This window comes from Kitasatospora sp. NPDC017646 (assembly GCF_044329365.1).
GTDB lineage: Bacteria > Actinomycetota > Actinomycetes > Streptomycetales > Streptomycetaceae > Kitasatospora.
The window spans coordinates 1-23500 of the sequence record NZ_JBIRJC010000070.1 but is presented as its reverse complement, the minus strand read 5'-3'; the positions used below and the strand labels follow the sequence as shown (position 1 = coordinate 23500).

The window sequence follows — 23500 nt, the reverse complement described above, 5'->3', positions numbered from 1 at the left end:
ACCCCCGCAAGCGGCCCGACCGACGCGCTCATCCAGCGCCTCCAGGACGACCTGCTGCCGCCGCGCCGCCTGCGGGTGAGCACCCGCAAGGTGAAATCGCCCATCTCGCGCTACCACGAACGTCTCCCCGACGGCCGGCCTGACCGCAGCCAGGCCGTGACCGGCCTCGACATCGCGGTACTCCCACCGCCCGAGTCCGCCGAACTCCCCACCGCCACCGCACTCGAGTGGCACCTCGCCCCGGGCGGTCGACGCCGGGAACGCGTCCTCGAACTGTTCCGGCAGGGCCCCGCCCGCCTGTGGAGTCCGAGCGAACTCGCCCGCCACCTCGGCGATGTCACACTGCCCAGCCTGCACCGGCAGCTGAACCGCTGGGCCGACGACGGACTGATCGACAAACCCCGGCGAGGCCGCTACACCGCAGTCAATGACCCTTCGTCAACTCACTTGACGGGCAGCGATGAACGCTAACTTCCCGGCCTTGGGGGAAGGTCCGACGACGAGGCGATCTCCTTCGGTCCATAGAGGGCTGCGGCCTCCCCAGTGATCAGAGCCCAGTATCGGTCACCGAACGACCAGTGCCACCACTCGGTGGGGTAGTTCACCAGCCCAGCAGCAGTGAGCGCGGATCCCAAAAGCTTCCGGTTGGCGCGGGCCTCCATGCTGACGTTGGCGGCGTGGGTATAACAGGCGCCTTCGCTCTCCTCGGGGTCCGCGTTCATTCGGGTGCCCAGGTCCAGCTCGCGCCCCTCGGCGTCGGCCAGGGTGAGGTCAACGGCCGCGCCGGCACTGTGCGGGGCAATGTCGGGCGGTGATACATACCGGCTCGCCGCCGAGTGGATCCTCTCGGTGGACCAGTCGGCATGGATGGCCTGCAGTTGGCTGACGTACTCCTCGAAGTAGGCACGCTGGAGCGAGGGCGGCCTGTATCCCTCAACAAACAGCAGTCGCAAGCCCTGCGGGAGCAGCGCCTGGGCCTTCAACAACCGCTCCAGCACGCCTTCCCGCAGGTACGCGAAGACATCTGCCGGATCCTGCTTGCGCGTGTCGATCAGCAACGAACCGCTCCGGCGGACGTCTACGAGACGCTCACCGCACTCCGCAACAGGTATGGAGGCAACCTTCGGATCCGACATCAAAACGATCTCACTCATGACGCGATCATCTCGCAGGACACTAGCCAGGACTGGGCTGGCAGCGGTGTTCGGACGGGCAGGTCGACCACGGCGAAGTCCGGATCGTCCGTCAGCTCCGCGACCGGCACCTCCACCGGCCCGCCGCCGGTGTCCGACAGCAGGGCCGACTTCGCGGTGACGCCCACGACGGCCCTGACCTGTCCGGAGAAGCGCACCCACGCGCCGACTGCGATCCCGACCGGCCGCTGCATCCCGCTCAGCGTGCCCACCTCCTGCCGCTGACCAGGGTGGTGGACGACAGAGGCTCGCTCTCCAGGTCGGCGGCCAGGTCGCCGTTCCAGAGCAGGTGGAACAGCACCGGCAGCACCACCAGCGGATCGCCCGCCCGCGCTGCCCCGGCCCGCAGCGGCGCCCCGTCGGCGAACACATCGAGCAGCCGCGCGGCGACGTCCGGGTCCGCGCAGCGGCGCCGGCGGTAGCGCGACAGCCAGCGCACGTTCTCCATGACCACCGGCTCCGGCTCGCCGACCCGGGCGAACTCCCAGCCCACCGCTCGGCAGGCGCGTGCCGTCGCGTCGAACGCCTCGGCGTCCGCCCGCTCGATCTGGTCGCCGGCCCTCACGTCCACGACCTGGCCCCGGCCGTCGGCCAGCCGCACGAAGTAGTCCGGCGCGTGCCGACGCTGCCGCAGGCCGTCATGCCAGTGCAGCCAGAACGGCTGCGAGGCGATCCCCACGACCTCGGGCTCGCGGTCCAGCAGGATCAACCGGTCCCGCTCCAGCCACGACTCGTAGCCCACGTGGTTGCCCACCGTCGCCGAGAAGTACCAGCCCGCGAAGCTCTGGCCGCCCTTCGCCCACCGGAACTCCCGCACCGGATCAGCTGACTCGAACCGCCGGTCCCAGGCATGCCCGAGCGGCAGCCGACAGCGCTCACCAGCGTCGAGGAAGTCCAACTCGAACGCCGACAGCGCTGCATCGTCGTACACCACCGCGGCAACAGCCACCGGGCCCCCCACCACCGATCAAGATCAAATGACAGAAACCTACCGTCCGTCAAGATCATCTGACAAACAGTCAAGATCATCTAGCACGGGACACCCGCCAAGCCGAGACCGTGATGGGCTGACCCGCAGCGCCGCGTTTTGTGAGTGGTCTTGTGAGGCGCCTTGTGAGTGGTCTTGGGGGCGCATGGTGATCCGGCCCGGCACGGCATCACCGCATGTCAGGTGCCATTTTGGGCGGACCGGAAAAGCCGACATCCCTTCTCCTGTCCTTTGTCGTGGTGGTGGAGGTAGGCCGGTCGGTTCGGGTTCGCGCCTGCGGCGGGCCGGTGGTTCTTCTGCGCGTCCGGCGAAGCCGTCCGCGCCGGCCGGCCGACCCAGGGCGGTCCCCGGTACCGCGCCGGTTCCACGTAGGCACCACCGCAGGCAGCACCGCAGGTGCCACCGTAGGCAGTTGCGCAGGTACCACCGTAGGTACCCCGCCGCTCCCGGCCGCGTCCGCGCGTTTCCACAGGTCAGCGGCCGCTTTCGGGCGGCCGGTAAATCCGACAACCCCTTCTGTCCGTTCCCTTTCCCGGCTTGCTGGTAGGTGGAGGGGCGGTGGTGGGTGACGGTCCGGCCGGCAGGGGTCTGACCCTGCGGGGCCGTGATGGTTGGTGAGCGCCCGGCGAACGCCGGACGCCCCCGGGCCCCGTCGGGCCGGACCGGCGGCGATTCCTCCGCCAGGCCCTCCCCGGCCCGGCTGGACTGTCGACGCCGACCGGATCCGGCGCCGCACCCTTGGCCCGACCGATACCCCACGGGCGGCCCCTGACGGCAAGCCCGGCCTACCGGACGCCACCGCTCGGTGGGCCGCCCCGTGCTGGGCGGCCCTCCGTCTTCCTGACGCTCTGTTTTGTCATGGCTGCGGTCCGCTACAGTGGCCGAGCACCTACGGCTCCCCCCGTTCCGTAGTGGCACGCGGGCGCGCCTCCCGGGACCTCGGGATGCGCGCCCGCCGGTTCACCACCGCCGGTTCACCAGCTGGTGGGCGTCTGTTCCTCCAGTACTTCGAGGACCTCGACCGGGGGGGGTCATCACGACGTACGCGCCGTTGACGTCGATGCTTGTCCACCAGGTGCCCCGGTCCGCCCGGCGTCCGGCGAGGCCCCACTGGACCATCACCTCTTCTTCCCCCGGCCGGAAGACCCGCCGGCGCCGTGGGTGCACCGTCTGGACGTCGACTTCCTCCAGGAAACGCACCCGCGCCCGCGTCCACCAGTTCCGTTCTGCGATCGCCATGCTCGGTACAACGACCGGCACTGGCGAGCGGTACGACAAGCACCCATGATCACAGGGCCGTCAGCTCACGTGCGGGGCTGCACTGCAGCTTCGTCCGGGGCCGGGTCGTCGCACGCGTGCCTTCGGCCAAGTCCGCTCGTTGAGCCAGACGCGCGTCTCCACCAGGACGCGCGGCGGATCGCCTCGTTCCTTCTGCCCGGATCGCACACCCCCCGCGACCCCGGGCCAGCGGGCACCGCTCCCGGGCGGGCCAGCCGGCAGCACGCCGGTCGGCCCGCCCGGGCCCTATCCACTGCGCCAACACGGGCAAGGCCCCACCTCACTTGGCCCGGCGCACATGCCGTGCGCCTTGTTCGGCCGGGGGTTCGGCTCGTGATTCGGTACGGGGGCCAGTTCCGGGTTCGGTCCGCGGTTCGGTTCGGCCACCGGCCCCCGACCGCGCCTGCCGCCTGTTCGCGCAGCTCAAGGGCACCGGGGCGGCGTTCTCACCACTCCGACTCACCTAATACGTAGTGAAGGCGGTTCCAGAGTGCCGGAGGGCGGTCCTATCTCCAGCACGCGCCGCCGCCGGTCGTCGCCAAAGCCCTCGGCTACACGCAGGCCACCACCGCCTACGTCGCCACCGAGTCGGAGCTCCGTGGAGCCGATACGCCTCCGGCGATCACACACCGTGACATCGGTCCCGATCTCGGAAGATCGCCGGACGTCGATGGCGCCGCATGTAGGTAGGAGGGTGGTCAGCAAGCAGGTGATCTGGGGCGACTTCCCGGGCATTCGATCTCGACCAAGTGGCCGGTACGGTCTCCATGAGCACGGGATCGCGGGGGTTGGCGGCGGGCTGACGGTGCAGAGCTTGCAGTGGACGGCTTGTATGGGCCAATGGCGAAAGTCGCTGGAGGTGTCACAGGTGGGCCAGGAACTGCTTCGTGGTGTCGACCCATGCCTGGTTGCTGTTGCCGTTCTTGCTGCCTCCCCATAGCACGACACTGTTCGCCGTCTTCGCGCATGCGGTCAGTTCGTATGCCCAGAGATCTGCCGGTAGGTACTGGTTGGCGTTCGGGGTGTGCTCCGGGTACTGGGGCCACAGGAAGGGGTAGACGGGCTTGTCCGGGGCGATCTGCTTGGCTTCGGCGAGGTCGCGGTCGAGCCGCTTTTGCCAGCTGCCCCGGTCCGGGGAGAACGTGTACAGGTCGGGGAAGAAGACATCCTCGTTCTGGGCGAGGGTGCGGGCGAGCGGGTAGTACGCCGGCTGGGTGTTGCCGAGCACGCCCCAGAAGCCGACCTTCTTGCCCGGCGCGGCCTCGTGGGTCCACTGCAGCAGCGTCGAGAGCTTCTGGTAGTGCCGTTGGGCGTCCTCGGGAGTGCCCTGGAGGTAGAGCGTCTCGTAGTCCAGCACGAGCGGCCCCGCGGCTGTGAGGTGTTGGCGGACGAGTTGCTGGTAGGCGTCCTTCGGGGGGAGGGCGAGTTCAGTCTTCGGGCCGCCGTTCGGGCCGCCGGGATCGGTCTGTCCGGACAGGACGGCGACGGCGGATGCGTAGATGATGTCGGCCTTGGCGACGCCGATCTGCGTGAGGTCGAGGTTGGCGTAGAAGGTGGTGTCGTAGACCGTGAATCCCGTGCGGGCGGGGCGGCCGGTGGGGTCGTTGGCGGATGCTGACGGTGCGGGAGTGTCGGTGGTGCTGTGGGGCGCGGCCGGGGTGCTGCATCCGGCGAGCAGCAGCGCGCCGAGTGCTGCGGCGAGAGTGCGGCCGGCGTGAATGCGGCGAGTTGTGGTCCTGGGCATCCGGATGTCATCCAAGTCGGCTCTGGGGAAGGGAAGTTGCGAGGACGTGCGTGGGTAGGGCGTGGCCGGGGGCAGCGGGGCGGTACCGGTTCTGGCGGGTCACGGTCGGGGTGACGGTACGTCCGGTTTCTGAGAATCGCTTGTGGACAGGTACGGCGGGCCGGTCTGGCGGGCGGCGGGGACGTGGAGGGTGTGGCGGCCTGACATCGGGTGAGTCCTGCCCTGCTGGCGTCCGGGTTGACGCGCTGATGGCGTTGCCGGGTTTTGAGGCCGGTAACCCCATCAGCGCGTCATGGGTGGGAGTGGGTATCCGCGTGGGATCGGTGGGTTGGTTCAGGCGGTGTGCTTGGCGAGGAAGTCGGTGATGAGCGTCTGCCATTCCTCGGGGCGTTCGACCATGGGCAGGTGGCCGGTGGGGATCTCCGCGAGTTCGGCGTCGGGGATGTTCTCGGCGAGCTGGCGGTGCAGGACGGGTGGGACGAGGTGGTCGGCGGTGGTGGAGATGACCAGGGTGGGGACGCGGATGCCGGCGAGGTCGTCGCGGACGTCGATCCGGGTGGCGAGCTCGGCGTGCTCGAGGGTGCCGTCGGCGATGTCGGCGGCGGCGTAGGTGATGACCTCCTCGAGCTGCTCGGCGGGCATGGCCTCCAGGGCCTGGGGGCTGAGGGCGTGGGGGAAGAGGAACTCGCTGACCAGGCGGCGGTCGCCGGTGGCGGCGAGCTTGCCCCATACCCGGATGGTCAGGGCCTGCTGGTTGTTGGGGTGTGCCATGGTGGCGGTCAGGACGAGGGCGGTGACGCGCTCGGGGTGGCGGGCGGCGGCGCGGATGGCGACGGGGCCGCCGAGGGAGTAGCCGTGCAGGGCGAAGGTGTCCAGGCCTTCGGCGACGGCGGCGGCGACGAGTTGGTCGGCGAGGTCGTCCAGCTGCAGGGGCGTGGTGGAGCGGGGGGTGTTGCCGCTGCCGGGGTAGTCGACGCCGACGACGGTGTGGCTGGCGGCCAGGCCTTCGAGGATCGGGCCGTAGGTGTTGTCGATGCTGCTGCCGGCGCCGTGGGCGAGGGCGAGGCCGGGGCCGGAGCCCAGGACGGTGCGGGCGAAGGTCGCTTCGGGGAGGGTGCGCTCGGACATGACGTTGCCTTGTTCGTTGGGGTATTTCGGATGGTCAGGTGGTGCGGTTCTTGGCCTAGGTGCGGAGGTGCTCCAAGGCGGGTAGAAGCGCCCGGCCGTCGGAGGTGAGGGTGTAGCTGGCGGGTCCGGGCGGGAGCTGGTCGTGGGTGACCAGGCCGGCGTCGAGGAGTTCGCGCAGCCGGTCGGCGAGCATCTTGGTGCTGATGCGGTCGATGGCCGTACGCAGTTCGCTGAAGCGGGCGGGGCGGGTGGCCAGGGTGTACAGGATGATGCCGTTCCATTTCTGGCCGAGGACCTGGAACGCGGTGGTGAGGTCCGCGTCGGCCGCGAGTGGTGCGGGCGTGGGGATGGTGGCGAGTGCCATCGCGTTCGGCCTCCCGTCGTACCGGTTCGGCTAGTTGGGGGTTTGGGGTGGGGCCGTGGCCGGCTGAGGTGCGGGTGTCGGCTGCGGCCCCGGGGCCGCCTCGTCCGACGACGCGGGGGCGGGGGTATAGAGGAGTCAGGGCAGGAGGACGGCCTTGCCCTGGTTGCGGTGGGCTTCGAGGTCGGCGTGGGCCTGGGCGGCCTCGGCCAGGGGGTAGGTGCGCCAGATCGGCAGGGTGAGATTTCCGGCGGCGGCCAGCTCCACCAGCTCCGGCAGGGCCTGGCCGCCCTGGTCGGCGGTGCCGGCGCTGAAGCGCACGCCGTGCTGCTGGGCGGACATGTCGGCGATGGTGATGACCTTGCCCGCATCGCCGGTCAGGGTGACGGAGTCGGCGAGCACGCCGGCGCCGGAGGCGTCGAAGACGAAGTCCACCCCGCCCGGAGCCGCGGCTTTCACCCGCCCGACCCAGCCGTCGCCGTAGCGGACGGCGGTGGCTCCGAGCGCCGTGACACGCTCCAGGTCGCGCTCGGCGGCGGTGCCGATGACGGTGATGCCGCGGGCGGCGGCCAGCTGCACGGCGATGACGCCGACGCTGCCGGCGGCGCCGTGGACGAGCAGGATCTGACCCGGCTGCACACCCAACTGGCCGAGGACGCGGTGTGCGGTCTGGCCGACCGTTACCAGCGAGGCGGCGACCTCCCATGACAGGGCCGCGGGCTTGGCCACCGGCCGGTCGATCAGGGCGTACTCGGCGTAGCTGCCGCCGGCCGTGGACCCGAGAACCTCGTCCCCTACGGCCACGTCGGCTCCCTCGCCGACGGCATCGACGACACCGGCCGCGTCCAAGCCCGGGATCACCGGGAAGCGGGCCGGGGCGACCTTGGCCATCAGGCCGGATCGGATCTTCATGTCGAGCGGGTTCACCGAGGCGGCCTTGACCTTGATCCGGACCTGGCCGGGTCCCGGCTCCGGCAGGGCGACCTCGGTCGGCCGCAGCACCTCTGCCGCGCCGTACTCGGAGAAAGTGATCGCAGTGGACATCGGAAACTCCCAGGTAGGAGGGGATTGAGGAAGGTACGCGCTGTGACTCACTGTGTGGCCGGGAAGGCGGCCGCGCTGGTGGCCACGCCGGTCAGGCGCTGAGGGTGGGGTAGTCGGTGTAGCCGCGGTGGTCGCCGCCGTAGAAGGTGGCCGCGTCCGGGGTGTTGAACGGGCCGCCGGCGGCCAGGCGGGCCGGCAGGTCGGGGTTGGCGAGGAACAGGGCGCCGTAGGCGATCATGTCCGCCGTCCCGTCCTCGACCAGGGCCAGCGCGTCGGGGCCCGTGACCTCGGGGTAGGTGAAGGGGTTGAGGACGAACGTGCCGGGCCAGGCCTTGCGCAGCCGGGCGGTCAGGTCGCGGTCCGGGCCCTCCATCAGGTGCAGGTAGGCCAGGTCCAGGCCGGCGATCCGCTCGAGCAGCGCCTCGTAGACCTCGCCCGGCTGGGGCTCGGCGATGTCGTTGTAGGGGTTGCCGGGCGAGATCCGCAGGCCCACCCGGCCGCTGCCGACCGCTTCCGTCGCGGCCGTGACGACTTCGACGGCGAAGCGGATCCGGCCTTCGACCTCGCCGCCCCAGGCGTCGGTGCGCAGGTTGGTGTTGGGGGCGAGGAACTGGTGGACCAGGTAGCCGTTGGCGCCGTGGATCTCCACGCCGTCGAACCCGGCCTCGATGGCGTGGTGCGCTGCGGTGGCGAAGTCGGCGATCGTCTGCCGGATCTCCGACTCGCTCAGCTCCTTCGGCGTCACGTACTCCTTCGGACCCTCGTGGGTGAACACCTGGCCCTTGGCCGCCACCGCCGACGGGCCCACCGGGACCAGGCCCTCAGGCAGCAGGCTCGGGTGGCCGATCCGGCCGGTGTGCATCAGCTGCGCGAAGATCACCCCGCCCTCGCGGTGCACGGCATCGGTCACTCTCCGCCACGCCGCCACCTGGCCAGCCGTGTGCAGGCCGGGGGTGTCCGGGTAGCCCTGGCCGACCGGTGAGGGCTGGATCCCCTCGGTGACGATCAGCCCGGCACCGGCGCGCTGCGCGTAGTACTCCGCCATCAGAGCGGTCGGCTCCGCGCCCGGCCCGTAGGCGCGGCTGCGGGTCATCGGCGCCATGGCGATACGGCTGGCCAGGCGGCGGCCGCCCAGAACGATCGGATCGAAAGCAGTGGTCATGATCTCTTCCCTCGTGAGGAGCGATGGGCGGTGGCCTCGACACGTCCAACGTAACAGGTACCTGTCCGGACAAGTAAATGTCTGAGAGCAACTTTTTAGTTGCCATGTGGCACACATCACGTGCGCTGACCAGGAGAATTGAGAATCAAGGGCGGGTAAGCACTACGGGTGGCGCAGGCGCGCGGTAGCGTTAGATGACTGATCAGCAAAGTGAGGAAGAGATGACACAGTCCACCCCGGCTCCCCGGAAGGACCTTTCAGGAACGGGGCGGGGGGCGAGCGTCCCGGTGCCGGCCGCCGCCAGCGGCGGGCCCATCAGCCACGCGATCTTCCGCCTCGCCCGCCTGCACCGCATGTTCGCCGGCCAGCTCCTCCGCAGCATCGGCCTGCACCCGGGCCAGGAGCTGGTGATGATGCACCTGTGGGAACTCGGCCCCCAGCGCCAGACCGACCTGGTGCGGCTGATGGACTCCGACGCCGCCACCATGACCCGCACCGTCCAGCGCCTGGAGCAGGCCGGCTTCGTCCGCCGCCGCCCCTCACCCACCGACAAGCGCGCATCCCTCATCGAACCCACCGCCGCCAGCCACGCCCTGCGCCGCGAGGTCGAGCAGAGCTGGAGCCAGCTCGAAGACCTTGTCACCGCGGGTCTCTCGGCCGACGAGTGCACCGAGGCCCTGAGCACCCTGGAACGCCTGGAACAGAACCTCGTCCAGGCCGCCGCCGACCCCACCTGCGCGGCCGAGAGATAGCGGCTTTCTCTGCATCTGGTCGGCGCTACAGCAGGTCAGAGCCGGTCGATCGGGCCTTGAAGCCCCGTCACTTGAGGGGCAGTGGGTACTTTCTCCGGCTCGTTCCCGTCCTCGTCGGCTGGCGACTCCCGCATGGGGACTGGTATCACGGTCTGTGGTTGCCGGGTGCGTACCGGCTCCACGGAGTGCCGACTTCGGCCGCGACGTAGGCGGTGGTGACCTCGGTGTAGCCGAGGGCCTTGGCAACAACCGGCGGCGGCGCGTATTGGAGGTAGTGTCGGAGGGCTGTCACTCGGGCGGATCTGGGGGAGATGCCTGCCGCCTGTAGGTGTTCGCGGGGAGCGCCGGGGCTGTTGGGCGTGCCGGCCGGTGGGCCGACGACGGTGGTGAGCTGGAGTTTGGTCTCGTCCTCGCTGCCCGGCGCGGCGGTCATGATGACGATCTTGAGCTCGGTGTCGCCGTCGGTCAGGACATCGCAGTCCACCGTGACCGGGCCCACCGACGGGTGGTCGACCGTCTTGCGGACCTCGCGGTTCGCGGTCACCTCTCCCGTCGCCCACAGCTCGGCGAACCTCTCGTTGCCTGCGCTCAGGTCGCGGACCAGCGCGGCCAGGCGACTGTCCCGAGGGAAGCGGCCGGTGGCGCGGCGCAGGTCGGAGACGAGGGCGGCGTCGGTGGTGTCGGGGTCCGTATCGATGACCGGCCACAGCACGAGGGGGGTGTGATCGGCGCCCACCGGGAACCTGTCGCGGGCGAAGTTGCGCATCCGCGGCGGCGAGGCCAAGGGGTCGCCCAGCAGGGCGGCCCACCCGTGGTTCCACCACACCAGTTGCCAGTCCGCCGCGAACACGGCAACCGGTACGTCTCCGAGGCGGACGAGCACTCGGTGCATACCAGACGGGAGATGGTCGCAGATCGTGCCGTCCGCCGGCGGCACGATCTGGGCCAGCCGGTAGAGGTGGTCCCGCTCGGCGGTGGACAGCTGGAGGGCGCGTGCCAGGGACGCCACCACCGACGCCGAGGGTGTCGTGGCCCGCCCCTGCTCCAGACGCACGACGTAGTCGACCGACACTCCGGCCAGGTCAGCCAGTTCCTCGCGCCGCAGCCCGACAGCCCGGCGTTTGCGGACGACCGGCAGCCCGGCGGCCGACGGGGGAAGCCGGTTCCGCCACGTGCGGATCGCCGCGCCCAGTCCGGCCCCGGGAGGTGTCGTCGTCATGCGCTTCATCCTCCTGCATCCCCGATCACATGCGGGGGCGCGAGGGTGGTACTGGTCTTCCCACCGTCGAAGCGTCTCTGGTTCGGCTCCCTCGTCCAGGCAACCATCGAAGGCATGACGATCACTTTCATCACCGGAGCCAACAAGGGCATCGGCCGCGAGACCGCCCGCCGCCTTATCGCGTGCGGTCACACCGTTCTCCTGGGAGCCCGCGACCGAGAGCGGGGTGAGGAGGCAGCCGCCGCTCTGGGTGCACGCTTCGTCCCCATCGACGTGACCGACGACGCGTCCGTGGCCGCCGCCGCCGCGGACGTCGCCGAGCACGAGGGCAGGATCGACGTCCTGATCAACAACGCGGGGGTACAGGGTCCCTTCGGTGATCCCGGCGACCTCACCGCCGCCGACGCCCGCGCCGTCCTCGACGTCAACGTCATCGGCGTCGTCCGCACCACCACCGCGTTCCTGCCGCTGCTGCGCCGCTCGGACGACCCCGTGATCATCAACGTCAGCAGCGGCATGGGCTCCCTCGCCTTCACCCACGACCCCGGCCGGTCCGAGTCGCACGTCGTCGCGCCGCTGTACGCCTCCTCGAAGGCGGCGCTGACGATGTTGACCACGCAGTACGCCAAAGGGCTCAAGGGCATTCGCGTCAACGCCGCCGACCCCGGCTACACCGCGACCGACATAAACGGTCACAGCGGCTCCCAGACCCTCACCGAGGGCACGGACGCGATCGTCGCCCTCGCCACCGAGGAGCCCGGCGCCGGCACCGGACGCTTCATCGACCGCCATGGCGAGATCGCCTGGTCCTGACACCGGCGGTGCCGGGTCACTGGTCCTGAAGAACAGAACGGGCAGAACATCGAGGCCGGTTCTGGGCGGGAGTCAACCGCTGACAGACGATCTACTCCGGAGACTGCCGCCTCCGACCAGCGTGAGAACCTGGGGCGACCGTCACGCCAGCCCTTTGACCTGCGTCTTCAAGTTGGCGGAGGCTCACGGTGTCGTCGTCCAGGACTTGTGCGGTGAGCCGTTCCATCAGCTCCGGGTCGGTGCCGCTTCCGCGGCCGGTGATGCGGGCGCGGACCGGGCGGCGGGGGCCGATGACCTGTGCGTCGTCGGACGCGTCGGCTTCCTGCCGGGCCAACACCGAAACGCCGGGCAGCAGCACCCGGTTCTTCCGCAGCCACGTCACCGCGTGGTGGAACAGCGCCACAGGCCCCTCGGCATGCGTCCACGCCCGCCCGTACAGGAAGCCGCGGAACTCCCGACCCACTTCCGATCGGTGAAGTCCCGGTACTTGAACCGCTTCTGGATCTCCGCCGCGTGCTCGTACACCGTCGATCGGCGCTCCGGGTACCGCTTCACGCACCAGGCGTCGGCGATGCCGAGCTGCCCGGCCAGGTACTCCACGGCCTCCCACGGCACCGCGAGTGGGTCCTCACCCAGGAACCGGCCTAGGGCGCGTATTCGGTCGTGATCAATCTGCGCGATTCACCTTCGCGGCGGGTCCTGATGCGGTAGACCGTGGTGCGTGACGCGAGCGCAACTGACCGATGCAGAGTGGACGTTGATCGAGCCGTACTTGCCGATCGGCGAGTACGGCCCGTACCCGGAGCGGCTGCGGCAGCAGTTCGAGGGCGTGATCTGGCGATTCCGGACGGGCGGGCAGTGGCGGGAGATGCCGAATGTCGGCGACGGGTGAAACGAGGACCACGGACGGCGGATCAAAAGTCGGCCTGGAACGTCAAGCAGTTGGCGGAGTACAACAAGCTTGTCCTCACCACCGACCCGCTGTCCTACGACACCGTGAAGACCGTGGTGATCCGTTCGCTGTGGTTCTCACCGCTGCACACCTTGCGCGGCCTGCGCTCCTACCTCAAGGCCATGACCTTCTCAGAGCCGCTCGCGCTCCAAGCCGCGGCCATCGACGAGTGGGCCGAAGGCACCACATTCCAACTTCCCTTCTTCGTCTTCCAGGGCGACAGCGACGTTCTCACTCCGCCCGAGCCCGCCAAGCGGTTCTTCGACGACGTCACCGCGCCGGACAAGGACTTCGCACTCATCCGGAGCGCCAGCCACTTCGCCTCCTTCCGCCACCCGACCAGTTCCTCGAGCTGATGCGCACCAGGGTCCTTCCGGCGATCGCCAGCAACCCGCTCGCCCGGTGAAGCCCCGCGGCTTCGTCCACGCGATCACCGACGAAGCCACGGCGCGCCGCCAGTCCTGCTCAGAGTTACGGCCGCGAGGCGAGGTAGCCACGGTTCGAGATCACCCGGAAGGCCGAGGACGTGGGCCCGGGGCGCGAAGAGGAGCCCGATGGCTTTGTTCGAGATCGGGTTCTGGCACAGGTGGTGTGGTGGTCCGTGCCGACGGCGATGGACAAGGGCGCTGCGCTCAGCGAAGCAGCAGGTCAGCGCCCGTCATCGGCGCGGGCTTCACGGGACGACAGGACGGTTCCACACAACCTGTGCCAGAACCGCACTTCTGACAGCAACCCGGCCCAGGCGTGCTCATCGAACGCCTGGTCCGGGTGGGGGCTTGAGGGACATCCATGCCGGACCGTGCGATAGGCCCTTCTCTCGGGCGCGGCTACTGGGGACTGGACTGGACGTCGGCCCGCGCGTTCCGCTCCCCGGCGGGTCGGGCCGCGAACGCGACGCGGCGGTGGGCCCGGCGGAGCGCGCGGCGGGCCAGGTACGGGTGGACGCGGCGCGCCATCTCGAAGTAGAGCCGACCGCGCGTGTTGTGCAGCCGTACTGCGGTGGCCAGTGTTACGGAGCAGTCGTCGGCCAGGACCGAGGCGCGGAAGTCCAGGTGGGACGCGTCCTCGCCGAGCACGAGCTCGTGGTCCTGGGCGCCCCGCTCGGTGAAGGGCAGGACGTGCCGCCAGGCCCGCGGGTCGCTGGGCATGCCAGGGGCGAGCGGCATACGCCAGGCGTCGGTGAAGTCGGGCCGCTCGAAGGCGTCGTGGAGCAGCCGGGCGCCCGCCGGGACCGGCACCTGTGTCGGCCGGGCCCACAAGAGCCGGTTGACCAGCAGGGCGCGCCGCGGCCGGCGGGCCGGCGGGTGCGGCAGGGAGCCGAGGGCGGCTCGCTCGGCGTTGTCGAAGATCTCCTCGACCATCGTGTCGTGCACCGGCTCAATCGCCAGCTTGAAGAAGGCGAACTTGCCTATGTTCATGGTCACTTCGAGAACGTGGGAGATTTTGCAGCGGTCTTGGCCGAGGGGTTCGACGTCGAGCCGGTGGTAGCCGGTGCCGAGACCGTCCTCGGTCATGTCGAAGCGGACGGACCGCCCGGGCTCGTAGGCGGTGACCCGGTAGTGGATTCTGCCGTGGCCGCCGTCGGCGCCGACGCCGAGGGGGCGGTCGAGGACCATCGCGGGCCAGACCGGGGTGGGGAACAGAGGGTCGTCCGTTGCGGAGAGGCGGTCGACGAGGGCGCCGACGGTCTCGGCCGGCGCCCGGACGATTCGCTCATGGGCGTTGCGTAGCGTGCGCATGCCGTACCTCCATACGGGAGCGTATGTTCAACCGTACGGTAGCGTATGGAATATGCACGAGCAGCCGCCCCCCTCGAAGCGGCCCACCCGCAAGCGCCTCACCGCCGACGACTGGGCGGACGCGGCCCTGTCCGCGCTCGCCGAGCGCGGCCTCGCCGGCGTCGCCGTGGAACCGCTCGCGGTCCGCCTGGGCACCACCAAGGGCAGCTTCTACTGGCACTTCGCCAACCGGGACGCACTCGTCGCGGCGGCCCTCGCCCGCTGGGAGGAGTTGTCCACCGAGCGGATCATCCGGGCCATGGAGGCCGCCGAGCCCGACCCCGCCGCCCGGCTCAGCGCGCTCCTGCGCGGGGCGACCGCCTCGGCCACCGAGGACCCCCTGGAAGTGCGGCTGCTCGCCGCCGCCGACCACCCCGAGGTCGCGGCGGCGCTCGCCCGCGTCACCGAGCGCCGGATCGGCTACCTCGCCCACCTCTTCGAACTGCTCGGCTTCCCGCCGTCCGAGGCCCGTCGGCGCGGAGTCCTCGCCTACACCAGCTACGTGGGCCACGCCCAACTGGCCCACGCCGTCCCGGGTTCCGTGCAGGCCGACCCTGCGTACCTGGCGGCCGTGATGGCCGCGTTGCTCAAGCCCTGACCGGCTCAAGCCCTGGCCCGGTCCGCCCGCCGTGGTGGAGGTCCACCTCGGCGCCGTCCCGACGTCTTGCTCGCCGCCTGGCCGTCGGGCGGGAGGTTTTCCTGTGTGGGGGCGTGAGCTCCAGGGGCGCTTCAAAGTCCAGGTGATCGTGTAAGCGGTCCGGTCAGGGGATGTTCAGCAGGTCCGGCGGCCGGTTGAAGAGGTCGTAGACGGTACCTGGCGCTCCGTCCGTGTCCGGAACGGTCCTTGCACCGACCGCCTCGACGAAGGCGAGGACCGCAGGGTCGGGGACCTCTGACGGCCAGGCGAGCACGACTCGGCTCGGCGGATAGTCGGTCAGCGGGACGAAGGTGATGCCCTCGGTTCGGTGGCGGTGGGTCGCACCGGCGGGGAGGATGCCGACGGCACCCTGCCACACGATGGCATGCAGGCACTCCGGCACCGTGCGGACCACCGGCCCCGAGCCGGCGCCCGCAGACCGCTCCACCGCCTCGCCGCTGTCGGCCTCGCCGAGCCAGTACCGCCGCCAGGCGGCGTCGGCGCCCTCGGGCAGGCGGATCCACGGTCGGCCCAGCAGGTCGCCGACCCGCAGATGGGGCCGCCGCGCCACGGGGTCGTCCGCCGGAACCGCTGCGACCAGCGGCTCGGTCTCCAGCAGCCGGACCGCGAGGCCCGCGGTGTCGAACGGGAGCCGAGTCAGAGCGACGTCGACCCGACCGGACCGCAGCCCCGCCGTCGGGTCGCTGATATCCGCCTCGCACAGTCGTACTTGCGCGTCGGGATGGGTACGGCGGAAGGCTGCGGCCGCGCGGGGGCCGAATTCGAGACCGGCTCCGGCAACGGTGCCCACCACGATGGTGCGCCGCCGGCCCGTCTCCCGTACCCGTTCCCGCGCCCGCTCTGCCGCGTCGAGTAACTCCCTTGCCTCGCCCAGCAGAACCGAACCGGCCTCAGTGAGCCGTACGCCCTGCGCGGACCGTTGGAACAACTGACAGCCGAGCTCGTTCTCGAGCTCACGTATGCGCTGACTGAGCGGGGGCTGCGACATGTGCAGCCGCGCAGCCGCGCGACCGAAGTGCAACTCCTCGGCCACGGCGACGAAATACCGCAGGCGGCGAAGATCCATACCGTGCACCATATCGAGACGGTCCGAGGACTACCGAAACAGTCTTGGACGGCCGTGCGGGTGCGCTGGTGAGCTGGTCCCGGCGCGATCGAATGGTTCTCGCCCGACTCCTGCTCACCAACGGAGGCACTCGCATGCACCACCACAGCCACGGCTACGCCGAGCCGTCCGACCTGCAACGCGCCCGGCAGGTCGGACGCCTCGCTCCCGAGGAGTTCGCCGCCTGGCAGTCCTTCCAGGAGGTCGTCGACCGCGGAAACGGCTCCGTGCCACGCAAGTACCGTGAACTCGTGGCGATCGCCGTGGCACTGACCACCCAGTGCTCGTACTGCCTCGACATGCACACCGCCCAGGCCCGCCGACACGGCGTCACCGCCGAGGAACTCGCGGAGGTCATCTTCGTTGCCGGAGCGGTGCGTGCCGGCGGGGCGCTGGCTCATGGCCTGCAGGCGATGAAGCTCTACGACGGACACTCGGTCACGTCGTCACCCTCGTAGGCCATGCCACGCACCGCCTCTGGCCAGCGGACTCACGTGATCACCGAAGCTTTGGAACGCCCCTGCCCGGGATGCGCGCGTGGTCTGGGAGTTGTGTGTCGAAGTGCCCAGGGGCCTGGGGGAGGGGTCATTCGCCGGGGTTGTCATGTGGGGGGGCCGAGGATGATGTCGGCGGCGCGGCCGGTGCCAGGGAAGGCCGGGGCCTGTGTCCGCAGGTCTCGGCGGTGAGAGGGGTGCGGGTCGGGCCGTCACGAATGCAACGAAGCTCCGGTTGAACGGGGTGACCTTCCCAAAGTCGCCCTGAACCACCGGAGCTTCGATGTGTCGTCAGTCTGCCACCGTTTGCCTGATCAAGTCGCCCGCTCTGTCGTGTCGTTCGTGGTCCCCGGCCGGGCCGCCGGGGACGGCCCGGTGTTCGGCGGGGTGGTGCGTCGTGGAACCCGGGCGTCGCCGGCCCGGCCCGGCCCACCGGACGCCACCGCCGGACGTGACGCCGGTCCATCCCGTCGACTGGTTGCCCGCGCACGGGGGCCCGGGCTGTTCGGCCGGGGGTGCGGCTCGTAGTGCGGTACGGGATCCGGCTGGGGGTTCGGTCCGCGGTGCGGTTCGGCGCCCGACTCCGGCTCCGCTTGCCGCCTGTTTGCGCTGCTCATGGGGGTGACGGGCCGAACTCACCACCTCGACTTACCTTCCTGGGCCCCTGCCTGGTGGTTGTGGTGGGTGGGTTGGGGCGTTGGTCGGTGTGGCCGGGCGCTGCGCTGTGCTGTGCTCTTGTTCTCGCGTCCGGCTGGTGCCGGCCGCTCGTGTTGGTGGGGTGAGGCGGGCGGCGGTCCCGTGGCTGTCAGGCGGACTTTGGGGGTTGGCGTTAATCACGAGTCGTGGCGTCAGTTGTTCACGAGTTTGGGAGTCACCCCGAGCCACGGACGGGTGATGTTCACGAGTTTCGGTTCTGGCGCAGGTTGTGTGGTGACCACGCCGCCGACGGCGACGAGGGCTCTGCGCTCGGCGAAGCAGCAGGTCAGCGACCGTACGCGCCACGCACCTCACCGGATGGCAGCACCGTTCCACAAAGCCTGTGCCAGAGCCCGAGTTTCGACGTCATCGGGTACTTGCCAGGTCAGCATCGGGAGTGCTCCCGGTGAAAGGCCCTGGTCATGCCGCAGATGTCGATGGTCGAGCTGTAGACCGCGATCCGGCGCGACCACCGCGCCTCGGCCAGACTTGTCGCGTACGACTCAATGCATCGGGTCTCCCTGCCCGGGCTGCCACTTGTCGAACAGCCAACGTGGGTGGGAGGAGCGGAGGTACGTGAGGTGCTCGTCCCAGTTCACAGCTCCCAGTGCCTGAACCTCTTGCAGTGCGATGCTGCCGGTCGAGTCGATGTTGAACCCCCAGGAGAAGCCGGCCAGCGGCACGACGCGCCGTTCGCTGTCATCCATCGGTGTCCACGCCAGATAGCTGTGCGCTGTCCAGTCCAGGGAGGCTCGCTCATCCCGTGACGGGGCATCAAACAGGGTGGGATTGGTGCCGAAGAACGCGTAGGGCGACGGCGCGTCCTCGAAGAGGTAGAACGGGTCCATGTCGAACGCAGCTCCCGCAGAGGAGTTGTCCGTCGACCGCACCAACTGGACCCAGCCGAACAGGGCCCGGTAACCCTTACCCGGATAGTCCACCACCGCGGTGCAACACGGGAAGCCGACGGTCGAGGGATGCTTGCCGACTGCAGCAGGATCATCGACACGTTCGAGCGTCACCGTTACCGAACCCTGCATGTCGTCGCGTAAGAAGGGAATGATCACGGCTTCACCCTGCCGCGCGCACAGGTCGGTGACAAGGGCTGGGGGATGGCCTGAAAGTCCACAGTAGGTGAACGATGTCCGCCGGAGAGCGATTCAGCATGACAGCTTCAGGAGCAGGCGCCTACCGTCCGGTGACGTCATTTCTCGTGAACATCCGCAGCACTCAAGATCGCCAACTGCTGCCCGAACCGCTGATCAAACGTTGCTACTTCACGTGAACGAAGCCCCGCGGCAGACGATATGCGTGAGGAGCCCAGAAGGGCGGGTGTCTTCCGGATCCTTGGGATCGGATGGTTGTCTACTGCGGGAGGGACAGGGGAAGGAAGGTGCGGGGCGGGGCGGGGTCGGGGCCTGGGACCACGACCATCCCGGAGAAGAGGCGGTCCACCAGGTCGCAGTACGCAGGGGAGAAGACCTCCTCCCCGGTCGCGTCGGCCTTGCAGAACCAGCCCGGCCCGTCCGCCCCCACGATGCGCCGGCGATGGAGCTTTCGGACGCCGTCCTCCCGGAGCGGGAGCTGGAGCCATACCTCGGGCCCCGCCGGGCCGGGAACCTCCTCGAACAGACCGCCCCGCTCCAACAGTTCGGGATTGCGGATCATTTCGGACCTGATCCGGTCCCAGCCGTCCCCGGCGCCGGCCGCGGTGAACGCCGACAGCCTCACCTCGATGCCACCGACAATCAGGTCGACGCAGGTGATGACCTCGCCGTGCCGGTGGGGCCGGATCTCCATCCCCTCCACCACCGGGACCAGCAGGTGGCCCAGGTCCAGCCGGCCCGAGCAGGGCTCGGCCGGTTCCGTGACGTCCCACGGCCCGATGGCGGTCCCGCGCTCGGCGACCCCCTCCTCGGAGGCCGCCTCGCCGGGGCCGCCGGGGCGCATCGGGTAGGGGAATCCCGCCCGGTGCGCCACGAACCGCTCGGCTGCGGTGATGATGCCGATCAGCCCCGCGTCCGACAGCTTCAGGTCGTTGACGAGGCCCAGGAACAGGTAGAGCTCGTAGGTGACGATCTCGTGGTGCGAGAGCTTTGCCAGGGCTTCGACGTCGGTGTCGCGGGCGGCCCACAGGATGACGGAAACCGCCTTGTCCGCCGAGTACTTGACGTAGTTCCGACTTGGTTCGGCGGGCCATGGGCGCTTTCGCGCCATGAACTTGAGGATCTGCCAGAGCTTCACGGAACGACCGAACCTCCGCTCGACGATCCGGCGGAACGCCTCCTCCAGTACGTCCTGCCAGGTTTCGCCTTCCCGCGTGTCCTGCCCGAGCTCGGAGGACCAGCGCTTGTAGCTCTCGTCGCTCCCGCGCGCGAAGGCGTACAGCACCCGCCCGCTAACGGTCCGTGGACCCGGTTCCGTCATCGTCCCCTACCCCGCAGACTCCCCTATCACCTCTTGAGAGTCTTACCTAGCGCCGGAAGCACTAAGCCTCGGTCGTTGAGCTGAGCCTCGGCGTTGCGTTATGGGTGCTGCGCCCGGCGCGGCCGCCGTGCTGGCTTCGCTGGGCGCAGTCCTGGTGGCCGTGCTCGGTGCCATGCTGGGCGCTGACGGTGTCCCGGCCGCCCTGGTCGAGGTCCGGCATGGAGGGTGGCTGCTCACCGACGTGCTGGCTGATGGTCGTTCAGCTGTCCGGGCCGCAGACGATGTCGCCGGGCTGTCGGCGGGAGTACCGGACTATGGCGCTCTCCGAGGTCGGTGGCTCGCTGCCGTCAGAGGGGGGCGGGGTGTAGAAGACCATGATGGAACCCTCGGGGACGGCGTTCAGGACGCCGTCCCAGGGGATGGTGTAGTCGACTGTGGTGGTGTCAGCGGTGATGCTCACGACGCCCTGGATCGTTGCGGCCGGGGTATGCCCGTAGGAGTCGCTGCAGAGCGTGACGTGGAAGGTGAGCTCGTCTCCGGCCTTGAAGGGGATCCGGTCCACCCTGACGAGGACGCCATTCCAGGGCTTCTGCCAGCAGGTGATCCCGTGGGGAGGCTCTTCATAGGGAAATTCCGGGAAGTCGAGCGCGACGGAGATGCGGGTTCCTGGTCGTTGAGGGGCTGAGGCGGCAGCTCGGACTCGCGCCTCGCGATCACGGAGCAAAATCCGGTTCGAAGACAGCCGGTTTCTTGCAGCTGGGTCTCTCCTCCCGAGGCGGCGCCGACCGTGGTCGAGACGGCCACTGTCCAAGCCGACGTCCTGCTCGGTACCGCCCAGGCGTCCTGACCTGCCTGCCGTCCTTGCCCGGGTGCCTCGTTGCCGTTGTCCGGCTCCGTGTGTGCGGCCGGTGGGCTGGTTCTGCTGGCGGGTGCTGCTGCAGGGGAGCGGGTGCAGGGGTCACAGTGGCTGGTGCCAGTTGCGGTAGGTGTGCGGGGGCTTGGCGTAGCCGTTGTCGCTGAACGGGTTCGGCAGTGTGCCGTTGAGGGTGCCGGCCAGGAAGTCGCCGAAGCCCGCCGCGAAGCGGACCCACGGTTCCTCCCCGTAGAGGGGCTGGCGTTTGAAGACGACGACGTTCCAGCTGTCCGGGTCGCGGGTGCCGCAGAGCCAGAAGGCCACGTCGCCGTTGGAGCTCCTCGCGAAAGGCAGGAGCCTTCCCTCCTCTAGATCCTCCAGCGCGGTGCCGGTAAGGGCGGCGGGCTCTTCCTCGGGTCGAAGTCCAGCCCGTCGACGAGGTCGCCGTACGGGGAACCGTCCACCGGCGGCGTGCTGACGTCGAGGTACTCGTCCAGCTCGCCGTCGCCGTAGAGCGTGACGAAGTCGCGGTAGTCGACGGGCAGGCGCAGGCCCGTGGTCCGCGCTAGCCCGTCCCAGTCGACGATGTCGCCCGGGATGCCCGGTTCCCCGATCAGGGCCGAGAGGCGGGTGACGGCCGGATGGACCATGGCGGTATCCCCTCCGTGGATGGCGGGGCTTCGACCGGTCACCATAGTGCCCGGCGTCCCGCCTGGTGCAGCGCTGCGCCCGGCCGGGGCGGAGCCGTCCCGGTGCCACCGCCGTCTGCCCCGCGCCCTGCCAGTCGTCCCCGCGGGCTCCCGACGCTGCCCTATCCACCGTCCGCCGGGCCGCCGGTCCCTGCGCTGCCTCGCGGTCGACGCCGAATCGCCGCCCGCCTGGTCGACGTCGCCCTCGTCCCGGCCACCGAACCTCTGCCGCAGCGTCGTCCTGGTGACCGCCGTTGCGCGTGCTGCGCCCGCGGCGAAGGATTAGGGCCCGCTGCCGCGCTCTGGTCGGCCGCCGAGCGTCCTGCCGCGGCCCGGCTCGACCGAGCTGTCCGCGCCCGCCCTGGCGGCCTTCCTGGCCGTCATCCGGGACCGATGGCGGCGGTGCGGGTCGCTTGAGTCGCTCCCCCTCCTGGTCGACGTCGTCGGTTGGAGTTAGGTGGCGGCTGCTCCCCGCGGCCACCCGCCGTCTCGGAGGCCCGGCGCCCGGCGGCCGGGGCGCGGGTGGCCGTCAGGCCGCCGTCCAGGAGGCGGGCGCGCCGCCTCGGTAGGGTGGCTGCGCCCCTACCGTGCCCCCGCCCCGTGCTGCGCCACCTCGGCGCACCCGCGCCGCCGGTGCCGTGCCCCCGCCGCGGGCCCGGGCTGACACCTGCCCAAGAGAGCGCCGCAGGCGCTACCGGGACGGCCTCGGACGGCCTCGGTGCCGGGGCCGCCAGGCCCCCGACCGAATACCGGCCCGCCCCCATTTTCCGGTGGCGCCGCAGGCGACACCCCCAGCCCTTCCCGAGGGGCGGGCCGTCAGGCCCCGACCCCCGCCGAAGACCCGCGCTGTTTTCCGGTGCCTGTCCTGCTTGTTCTCGTCGTGTTGGGCCTCGGAGTTCGGGAGGGTGTCTACTCCTTCACGGAATGACTCGCTGGGGGCCAGAACCCCGTTCGCCCTGTCGAAAACACGTGTGGGGAGTTGGTTCGTTTCGTATCCACTGGGTGGTGCCGTGGTGGATGATCGCGGCGTGAGTACGTGGTGGGAGACGCGCCGTACGGCCAGGTTGGCGGAAGTGGCGCACGCGCTGGAGTTCTTCGGTGCCGAGCCGGTGGAGGACCCCGGTGTCGGTGAACTCGCCCGCGTGGCCGAGGCCTTGGCAGGGGAGTACCGCACCGGCGACCGTGGTTACGCGATACACCGTACCGGCGACTTGTTGGACTGGGCCGCCGCCGCCCTCCACGCCGCGGACCGCCTGCGCGGCATCCCCGTCCCTGTGGTCAACCATCACCTGCGCCGCGCGGCCCTGGCCCTGGACGACGCCCGAGCCTGCCTGCTCGCCTCCCCGCCCGCCTCGCCTGTCCAGCCCGCCTGACCCGGAGCGGGAGGCTGCGGACCGGCTGGAGCCGGCTCGGGCGGCGAACGCCGGGCTGGGCTCGTGCGTAGTAGGCGGGCAGCGCGGTGTGCTGGCGATCGCCTTCGGAGGTGTCGGGCAGGCGGATCCCGCGGCGGAGGGGTTGGGCACTGTCGCGGCGTGCGTGGGGGAGGACGACAACGGCGCCGCGATCGACGGCAGCCACCAGGCGCCGCAGGCCACGGTCCGCGGCGGGGGACAGCCCCGCAGTCCCGCGCCCGACCGGCGTTCGAGCGGCGGCAACGAGCTCGGCTTCGGCAGCTGCCAGGCCGCGGTCCTCGCCCGTCTGCTGCTGCCGCTCCCACGCCCGACCAACTCCGTCCCCGCCCTCTCTTCCCACACCCGGGAGCAGGCCGCCAGCTGCGCCGCGGTCTGCTCGTCGCCGGCGCCGGGGCGGTGGCGTTCGTTGCCAGTGCCTGCGGTGTAGGCGAGGTGGGCGGCGGGCCGGTACACCCCGTTCCCCCGGCGGGCAGCTCGGGGGCGGGGACCAGGTCGAGCGGCCGCAGGCCTCGCCGCGAGTACGGGCGTCGGTGACGAAGGCGGCGTGGATCCGGCCGACGTCGAGCGGGTGTGCGCGCCCGTGCCGCACCGCCGGCTTGTCCGCACGACGATGCGGACCACTCGCGAGGCCGCGTGGATCCGGACGTCCTGGCGGCTACTACTGAGGATTTCATGCTGTTGTCGGGTAGTGACAGGTAGTGATCCCTGCGGTATGCCGTTGACATGCGGTATGCGCAGGGTGGGGGCCTGACCG

At 70.3% G+C, this 23500-nt stretch carries 22 protein-coding genes and 4 pseudogenes; 9 read left to right on the top strand and 17 right to left on the bottom strand.

Annotated features, from left to right (window positions below; genetic code table 11):
- Window positions 1–471, top strand: a pseudogene (locus ACH4J0_RS40670) (hypothetical protein); the annotation flags it as partial.
- Here ACH4J0_RS40670 and ACH4J0_RS40665 read toward each other — a convergent pair.
- From ACH4J0_RS40665 to ACH4J0_RS40630, 8 genes are all read right to left on the bottom strand, one after another.
- Window positions 468–1154: a M15 family metallopeptidase gene (locus ACH4J0_RS40665; protein ID WP_396246240.1), complete on the bottom strand. Its 687-nt coding sequence runs from the start codon at window positions 1152–1154 to the stop codon at window positions 468–470. The pseudogene ACH4J0_RS40670 and the gene ACH4J0_RS40665 sit on opposite strands and share 4 nt — an antisense overlap.
- Complete coding sequence (locus ACH4J0_RS40660) at window positions 1151–1405, bottom strand: hypothetical protein (protein ID WP_396246239.1); 255 nt, start codon at window positions 1403–1405, stop codon at window positions 1151–1153. The genes ACH4J0_RS40665 and ACH4J0_RS40660 overlap by 4 nt, the downstream gene beginning before the upstream one ends.
- A complete protein-coding gene (locus tag ACH4J0_RS40655) occupies window positions 1393–2142 on the bottom strand; it encodes a TnsA-like heteromeric transposase endonuclease subunit (protein WP_396246238.1) in 750 nt (249 codons plus the stop codon). The genes ACH4J0_RS40660 and ACH4J0_RS40655 overlap by 13 nt, the downstream gene beginning before the upstream one ends.
- Before the next feature lie 2179 nt (window positions 2143–4321).
- Window positions 4322–5203 (bottom strand): hypothetical protein, encoded by an 882-nt coding sequence (locus tag ACH4J0_RS40650; RefSeq protein WP_396246237.1) that lies wholly within the window; start codon window positions 5201–5203, stop codon window positions 4322–4324.
- A 333-nt stretch (window positions 5204–5536) separates the two neighbouring features.
- A complete protein-coding gene (locus ACH4J0_RS40645) occupies window positions 5537–6331 on the bottom strand; it encodes an alpha/beta fold hydrolase (RefSeq protein ID WP_396246236.1) in 795 nt (264 codons plus the stop codon).
- A 55-nt stretch (window positions 6332–6386) separates the two neighbouring features.
- Window positions 6387–6695, bottom strand: coding sequence for a winged helix-turn-helix transcriptional regulator (locus ACH4J0_RS40640; protein ID WP_396246234.1), 309 nt, complete (start codon window positions 6693–6695; stop codon window positions 6387–6389).
- 135 nt (window positions 6696–6830) lie between these two features.
- Complete coding sequence (locus ACH4J0_RS40635) at window positions 6831–7736, bottom strand: NADP-dependent oxidoreductase (protein WP_396246233.1); 906 nt, start codon at window positions 7734–7736, stop codon at window positions 6831–6833.
- A 91-nt stretch (window positions 7737–7827) separates the two neighbouring features.
- Window positions 7828–8898: an alkene reductase gene (locus ACH4J0_RS40630; RefSeq protein ID WP_396246232.1), complete on the bottom strand. Its 1071-nt coding sequence runs from the start codon at window positions 8896–8898 to the stop codon at window positions 7828–7830.
- Window positions 8899–9119: 221 nt separating this feature from the next.
- Between ACH4J0_RS40630 and ACH4J0_RS40625 the strand changes: the two genes are divergently transcribed.
- Window positions 9120–9650 carry a MarR family winged helix-turn-helix transcriptional regulator gene (locus ACH4J0_RS40625; protein WP_396246231.1) on the top strand — a complete coding sequence of 177 codons (531 nt, stop codon included), beginning with the start codon at window positions 9120–9122 and terminating at the stop codon, window positions 9648–9650.
- A gap of 358 nt (window positions 9651–10008) precedes the next feature.
- Here ACH4J0_RS40625 and ACH4J0_RS40620 read toward each other — a convergent pair.
- Window positions 10009–10878, bottom strand: a pseudogene (locus ACH4J0_RS40620) (helix-turn-helix transcriptional regulator); the annotation flags it as partial.
- Window positions 10879–10983: 105 nt separating this feature from the next.
- Here ACH4J0_RS40620 and ACH4J0_RS40615 point away from each other — a divergent pair.
- Window positions 10984–11682 (top strand): SDR family NAD(P)-dependent oxidoreductase, encoded by a 699-nt coding sequence (locus ACH4J0_RS40615; protein WP_396246230.1) that lies wholly within the window; start codon window positions 10984–10986, stop codon window positions 11680–11682.
- 91 nt (window positions 11683–11773) lie between these two features.
- On the opposite strand, the pseudogene ACH4J0_RS40610 reads toward ACH4J0_RS40615, so the two are convergent.
- Window positions 11774–12282: pseudogene (locus ACH4J0_RS40610) on the bottom strand (DUF4158 domain-containing protein).
- A gap of 121 nt (window positions 12283–12403) precedes the next feature.
- Here ACH4J0_RS40610 and ACH4J0_RS40605 point away from each other — a divergent pair.
- Window positions 12404–12556, top strand: a pseudogene (locus ACH4J0_RS40605) (transposase); the annotation flags it as partial.
- A gap of 68 nt (window positions 12557–12624) precedes the next feature.
- Complete coding sequence (locus ACH4J0_RS40600; RefSeq protein WP_396246229.1) at window positions 12625–12990, top strand: serine aminopeptidase domain-containing protein; 366 nt, start codon at window positions 12625–12627, stop codon at window positions 12988–12990.
- A 471-nt stretch (window positions 12991–13461) separates the two neighbouring features.
- Here ACH4J0_RS40600 and ACH4J0_RS40595 read toward each other — a convergent pair whose 3' ends face one another.
- A complete protein-coding gene (locus tag ACH4J0_RS40595; RefSeq protein WP_396246228.1) occupies window positions 13462–14373 on the bottom strand; it encodes a DUF2867 domain-containing protein in 912 nt (303 codons plus the stop codon).
- A 52-nt stretch (window positions 14374–14425) separates the two neighbouring features.
- Here ACH4J0_RS40595 and ACH4J0_RS40590 point away from each other — a divergent pair, with 52 nt between their 5' ends.
- Window positions 14426–15010 carry a TetR/AcrR family transcriptional regulator gene (locus ACH4J0_RS40590; RefSeq protein WP_396246227.1) on the top strand — a complete coding sequence of 195 codons (585 nt, stop codon included), beginning with the start codon at window positions 14426–14428 and terminating at the stop codon, window positions 15008–15010.
- Window positions 15011–15173: 163 nt separating this feature from the next.
- On the opposite strand, the gene ACH4J0_RS40585 is transcribed toward ACH4J0_RS40590, so the two are convergent.
- Window positions 15174–16136, bottom strand: coding sequence for a LysR family transcriptional regulator (locus tag ACH4J0_RS40585; RefSeq protein ID WP_396246226.1), 963 nt, complete (start codon window positions 16134–16136; stop codon window positions 15174–15176).
- Between the two features lie 134 nt (window positions 16137–16270).
- Here ACH4J0_RS40585 and ACH4J0_RS40580 point away from each other — a divergent pair, with 134 nt between their 5' ends.
- Window positions 16271–16633, top strand: coding sequence for a carboxymuconolactone decarboxylase family protein (locus ACH4J0_RS40580; protein WP_396246225.1), 363 nt, complete (start codon window positions 16271–16273; stop codon window positions 16631–16633).
- 1235 nt (window positions 16634–17868) lie between these two features.
- Here ACH4J0_RS40580 and ACH4J0_RS40575 read toward each other — a convergent pair.
- The 5 genes from ACH4J0_RS40575 to ACH4J0_RS40555 all read right to left on the bottom strand — a co-directional run bounded on the left by ACH4J0_RS40575 (window position 17869) and on the right by ACH4J0_RS40555 (window position 21295).
- Window positions 17869–18432, bottom strand: coding sequence for a hypothetical protein (locus ACH4J0_RS40575; protein ID WP_396246224.1), 564 nt, complete (start codon window positions 18430–18432; stop codon window positions 17869–17871).
- A 298-nt stretch (window positions 18433–18730) separates the two neighbouring features.
- Window positions 18731–19756, bottom strand: coding sequence for a DUF3710 domain-containing protein (locus tag ACH4J0_RS40570; RefSeq protein ID WP_396246223.1), 1026 nt, complete (start codon window positions 19754–19756; stop codon window positions 18731–18733).
- Window positions 19757–20051: 295 nt separating this feature from the next.
- Window positions 20052–20354 carry a hypothetical protein gene (locus tag ACH4J0_RS40565; RefSeq protein ID WP_396246222.1) on the bottom strand — a complete coding sequence of 101 codons (303 nt, stop codon included), beginning with the start codon at window positions 20352–20354 and terminating at the stop codon, window positions 20052–20054.
- A 396-nt stretch (window positions 20355–20750) separates the two neighbouring features.
- Entirely contained in the window at window positions 20751–20969 is a 219-nt protein-coding gene (locus tag ACH4J0_RS40560) for a hypothetical protein (RefSeq protein WP_396246221.1), read from the bottom strand.
- Between the two features lie 44 nt (window positions 20970–21013).
- Window positions 21014–21295: a hypothetical protein gene (locus tag ACH4J0_RS40555; RefSeq protein WP_396246220.1), complete on the bottom strand. Its 282-nt coding sequence runs from the start codon at window positions 21293–21295 to the stop codon at window positions 21014–21016.
- Window positions 21296–22362: 1067 nt separating this feature from the next.
- Between ACH4J0_RS40555 and ACH4J0_RS40550 the strand changes: the two genes are divergently transcribed.
- Together ACH4J0_RS40550 and ACH4J0_RS40545 are read left to right on the top strand one after the other, a co-directional pair.
- Entirely contained in the window at window positions 22363–22707 is a 345-nt protein-coding gene (locus tag ACH4J0_RS40550) for a hypothetical protein (protein WP_396246219.1), read from the top strand.
- 163 nt (window positions 22708–22870) lie between these two features.
- Window positions 22871–23173, top strand: coding sequence for a hypothetical protein (locus tag ACH4J0_RS40545; RefSeq protein WP_396246218.1), 303 nt, complete (start codon window positions 22871–22873; stop codon window positions 23171–23173).
- The last annotated feature ends 327 nt before the right edge of the window (window positions 23174–23500 follow it).

Bases quoted from the DNA above. Each gene is read 5' to 3' on its own strand.
- ACH4J0_RS40665 (WP_396246240.1), bottom strand. From the start codon at position 1,154: ATGAGTGAGATCGTTTTGATGTCGGATCCGAAGGTTGCCTCCATACCT.
- ACH4J0_RS40650 (WP_396246237.1), bottom strand. From the start codon at position 5,203: ATGCCCAGGACCACAACTCGCCGCATTCACGCCGGCCGCACTCTCGCC.
- ACH4J0_RS40645 (WP_396246236.1), bottom strand. From the start codon at position 6,331: ATGTCCGAGCGCACCCTCCCCGAAGCGACCTTCGCCCGCACCGTCCTG.
- ACH4J0_RS40640 (WP_396246234.1), bottom strand. From the start codon at position 6,695: ATGGCACTCGCCACCATCCCCACGCCCGCACCACTCGCGGCCGACGCG.
- ACH4J0_RS40635 (WP_396246233.1), bottom strand. From the start codon at position 7,736: ATGTCCACTGCGATCACTTTCTCCGAGTACGGCGCGGCAGAGGTGCTG.
- ACH4J0_RS40630 (WP_396246232.1), bottom strand. From the start codon at position 8,898: ATGACCACTGCTTTCGATCCGATCGTTCTGGGCGGCCGCCGCCTGGCC.
- ACH4J0_RS40625 (WP_396246231.1), top strand. From the start codon at position 9,120: ATGACACAGTCCACCCCGGCTCCCCGGAAGGACCTTTCAGGAACGGGG.
- ACH4J0_RS40615 (WP_396246230.1), top strand. From the start codon at position 10,984: ATGACGATCACTTTCATCACCGGAGCCAACAAGGGCATCGGCCGCGAG.
- ACH4J0_RS40595 (WP_396246228.1), bottom strand. From the start codon at position 14,373: ATGCGCACGCTACGCAACGCCCATGAGCGAATCGTCCGGGCGCCGGCC.
- ACH4J0_RS40590 (WP_396246227.1), top strand. From the start codon at position 14,426: ATGCACGAGCAGCCGCCCCCCTCGAAGCGGCCCACCCGCAAGCGCCTC.
- ACH4J0_RS40585 (WP_396246226.1), bottom strand. From the start codon at position 16,136: ATGGATCTTCGCCGCCTGCGGTATTTCGTCGCCGTGGCCGAGGAGTTG.
- ACH4J0_RS40580 (WP_396246225.1), top strand. From the start codon at position 16,271: ATGCACCACCACAGCCACGGCTACGCCGAGCCGTCCGACCTGCAACGC.
- ACH4J0_RS40555 (WP_396246220.1), bottom strand. From the start codon at position 21,295: ATGGTCCATCCGGCCGTCACCCGCCTCTCGGCCCTGATCGGGGAACCG.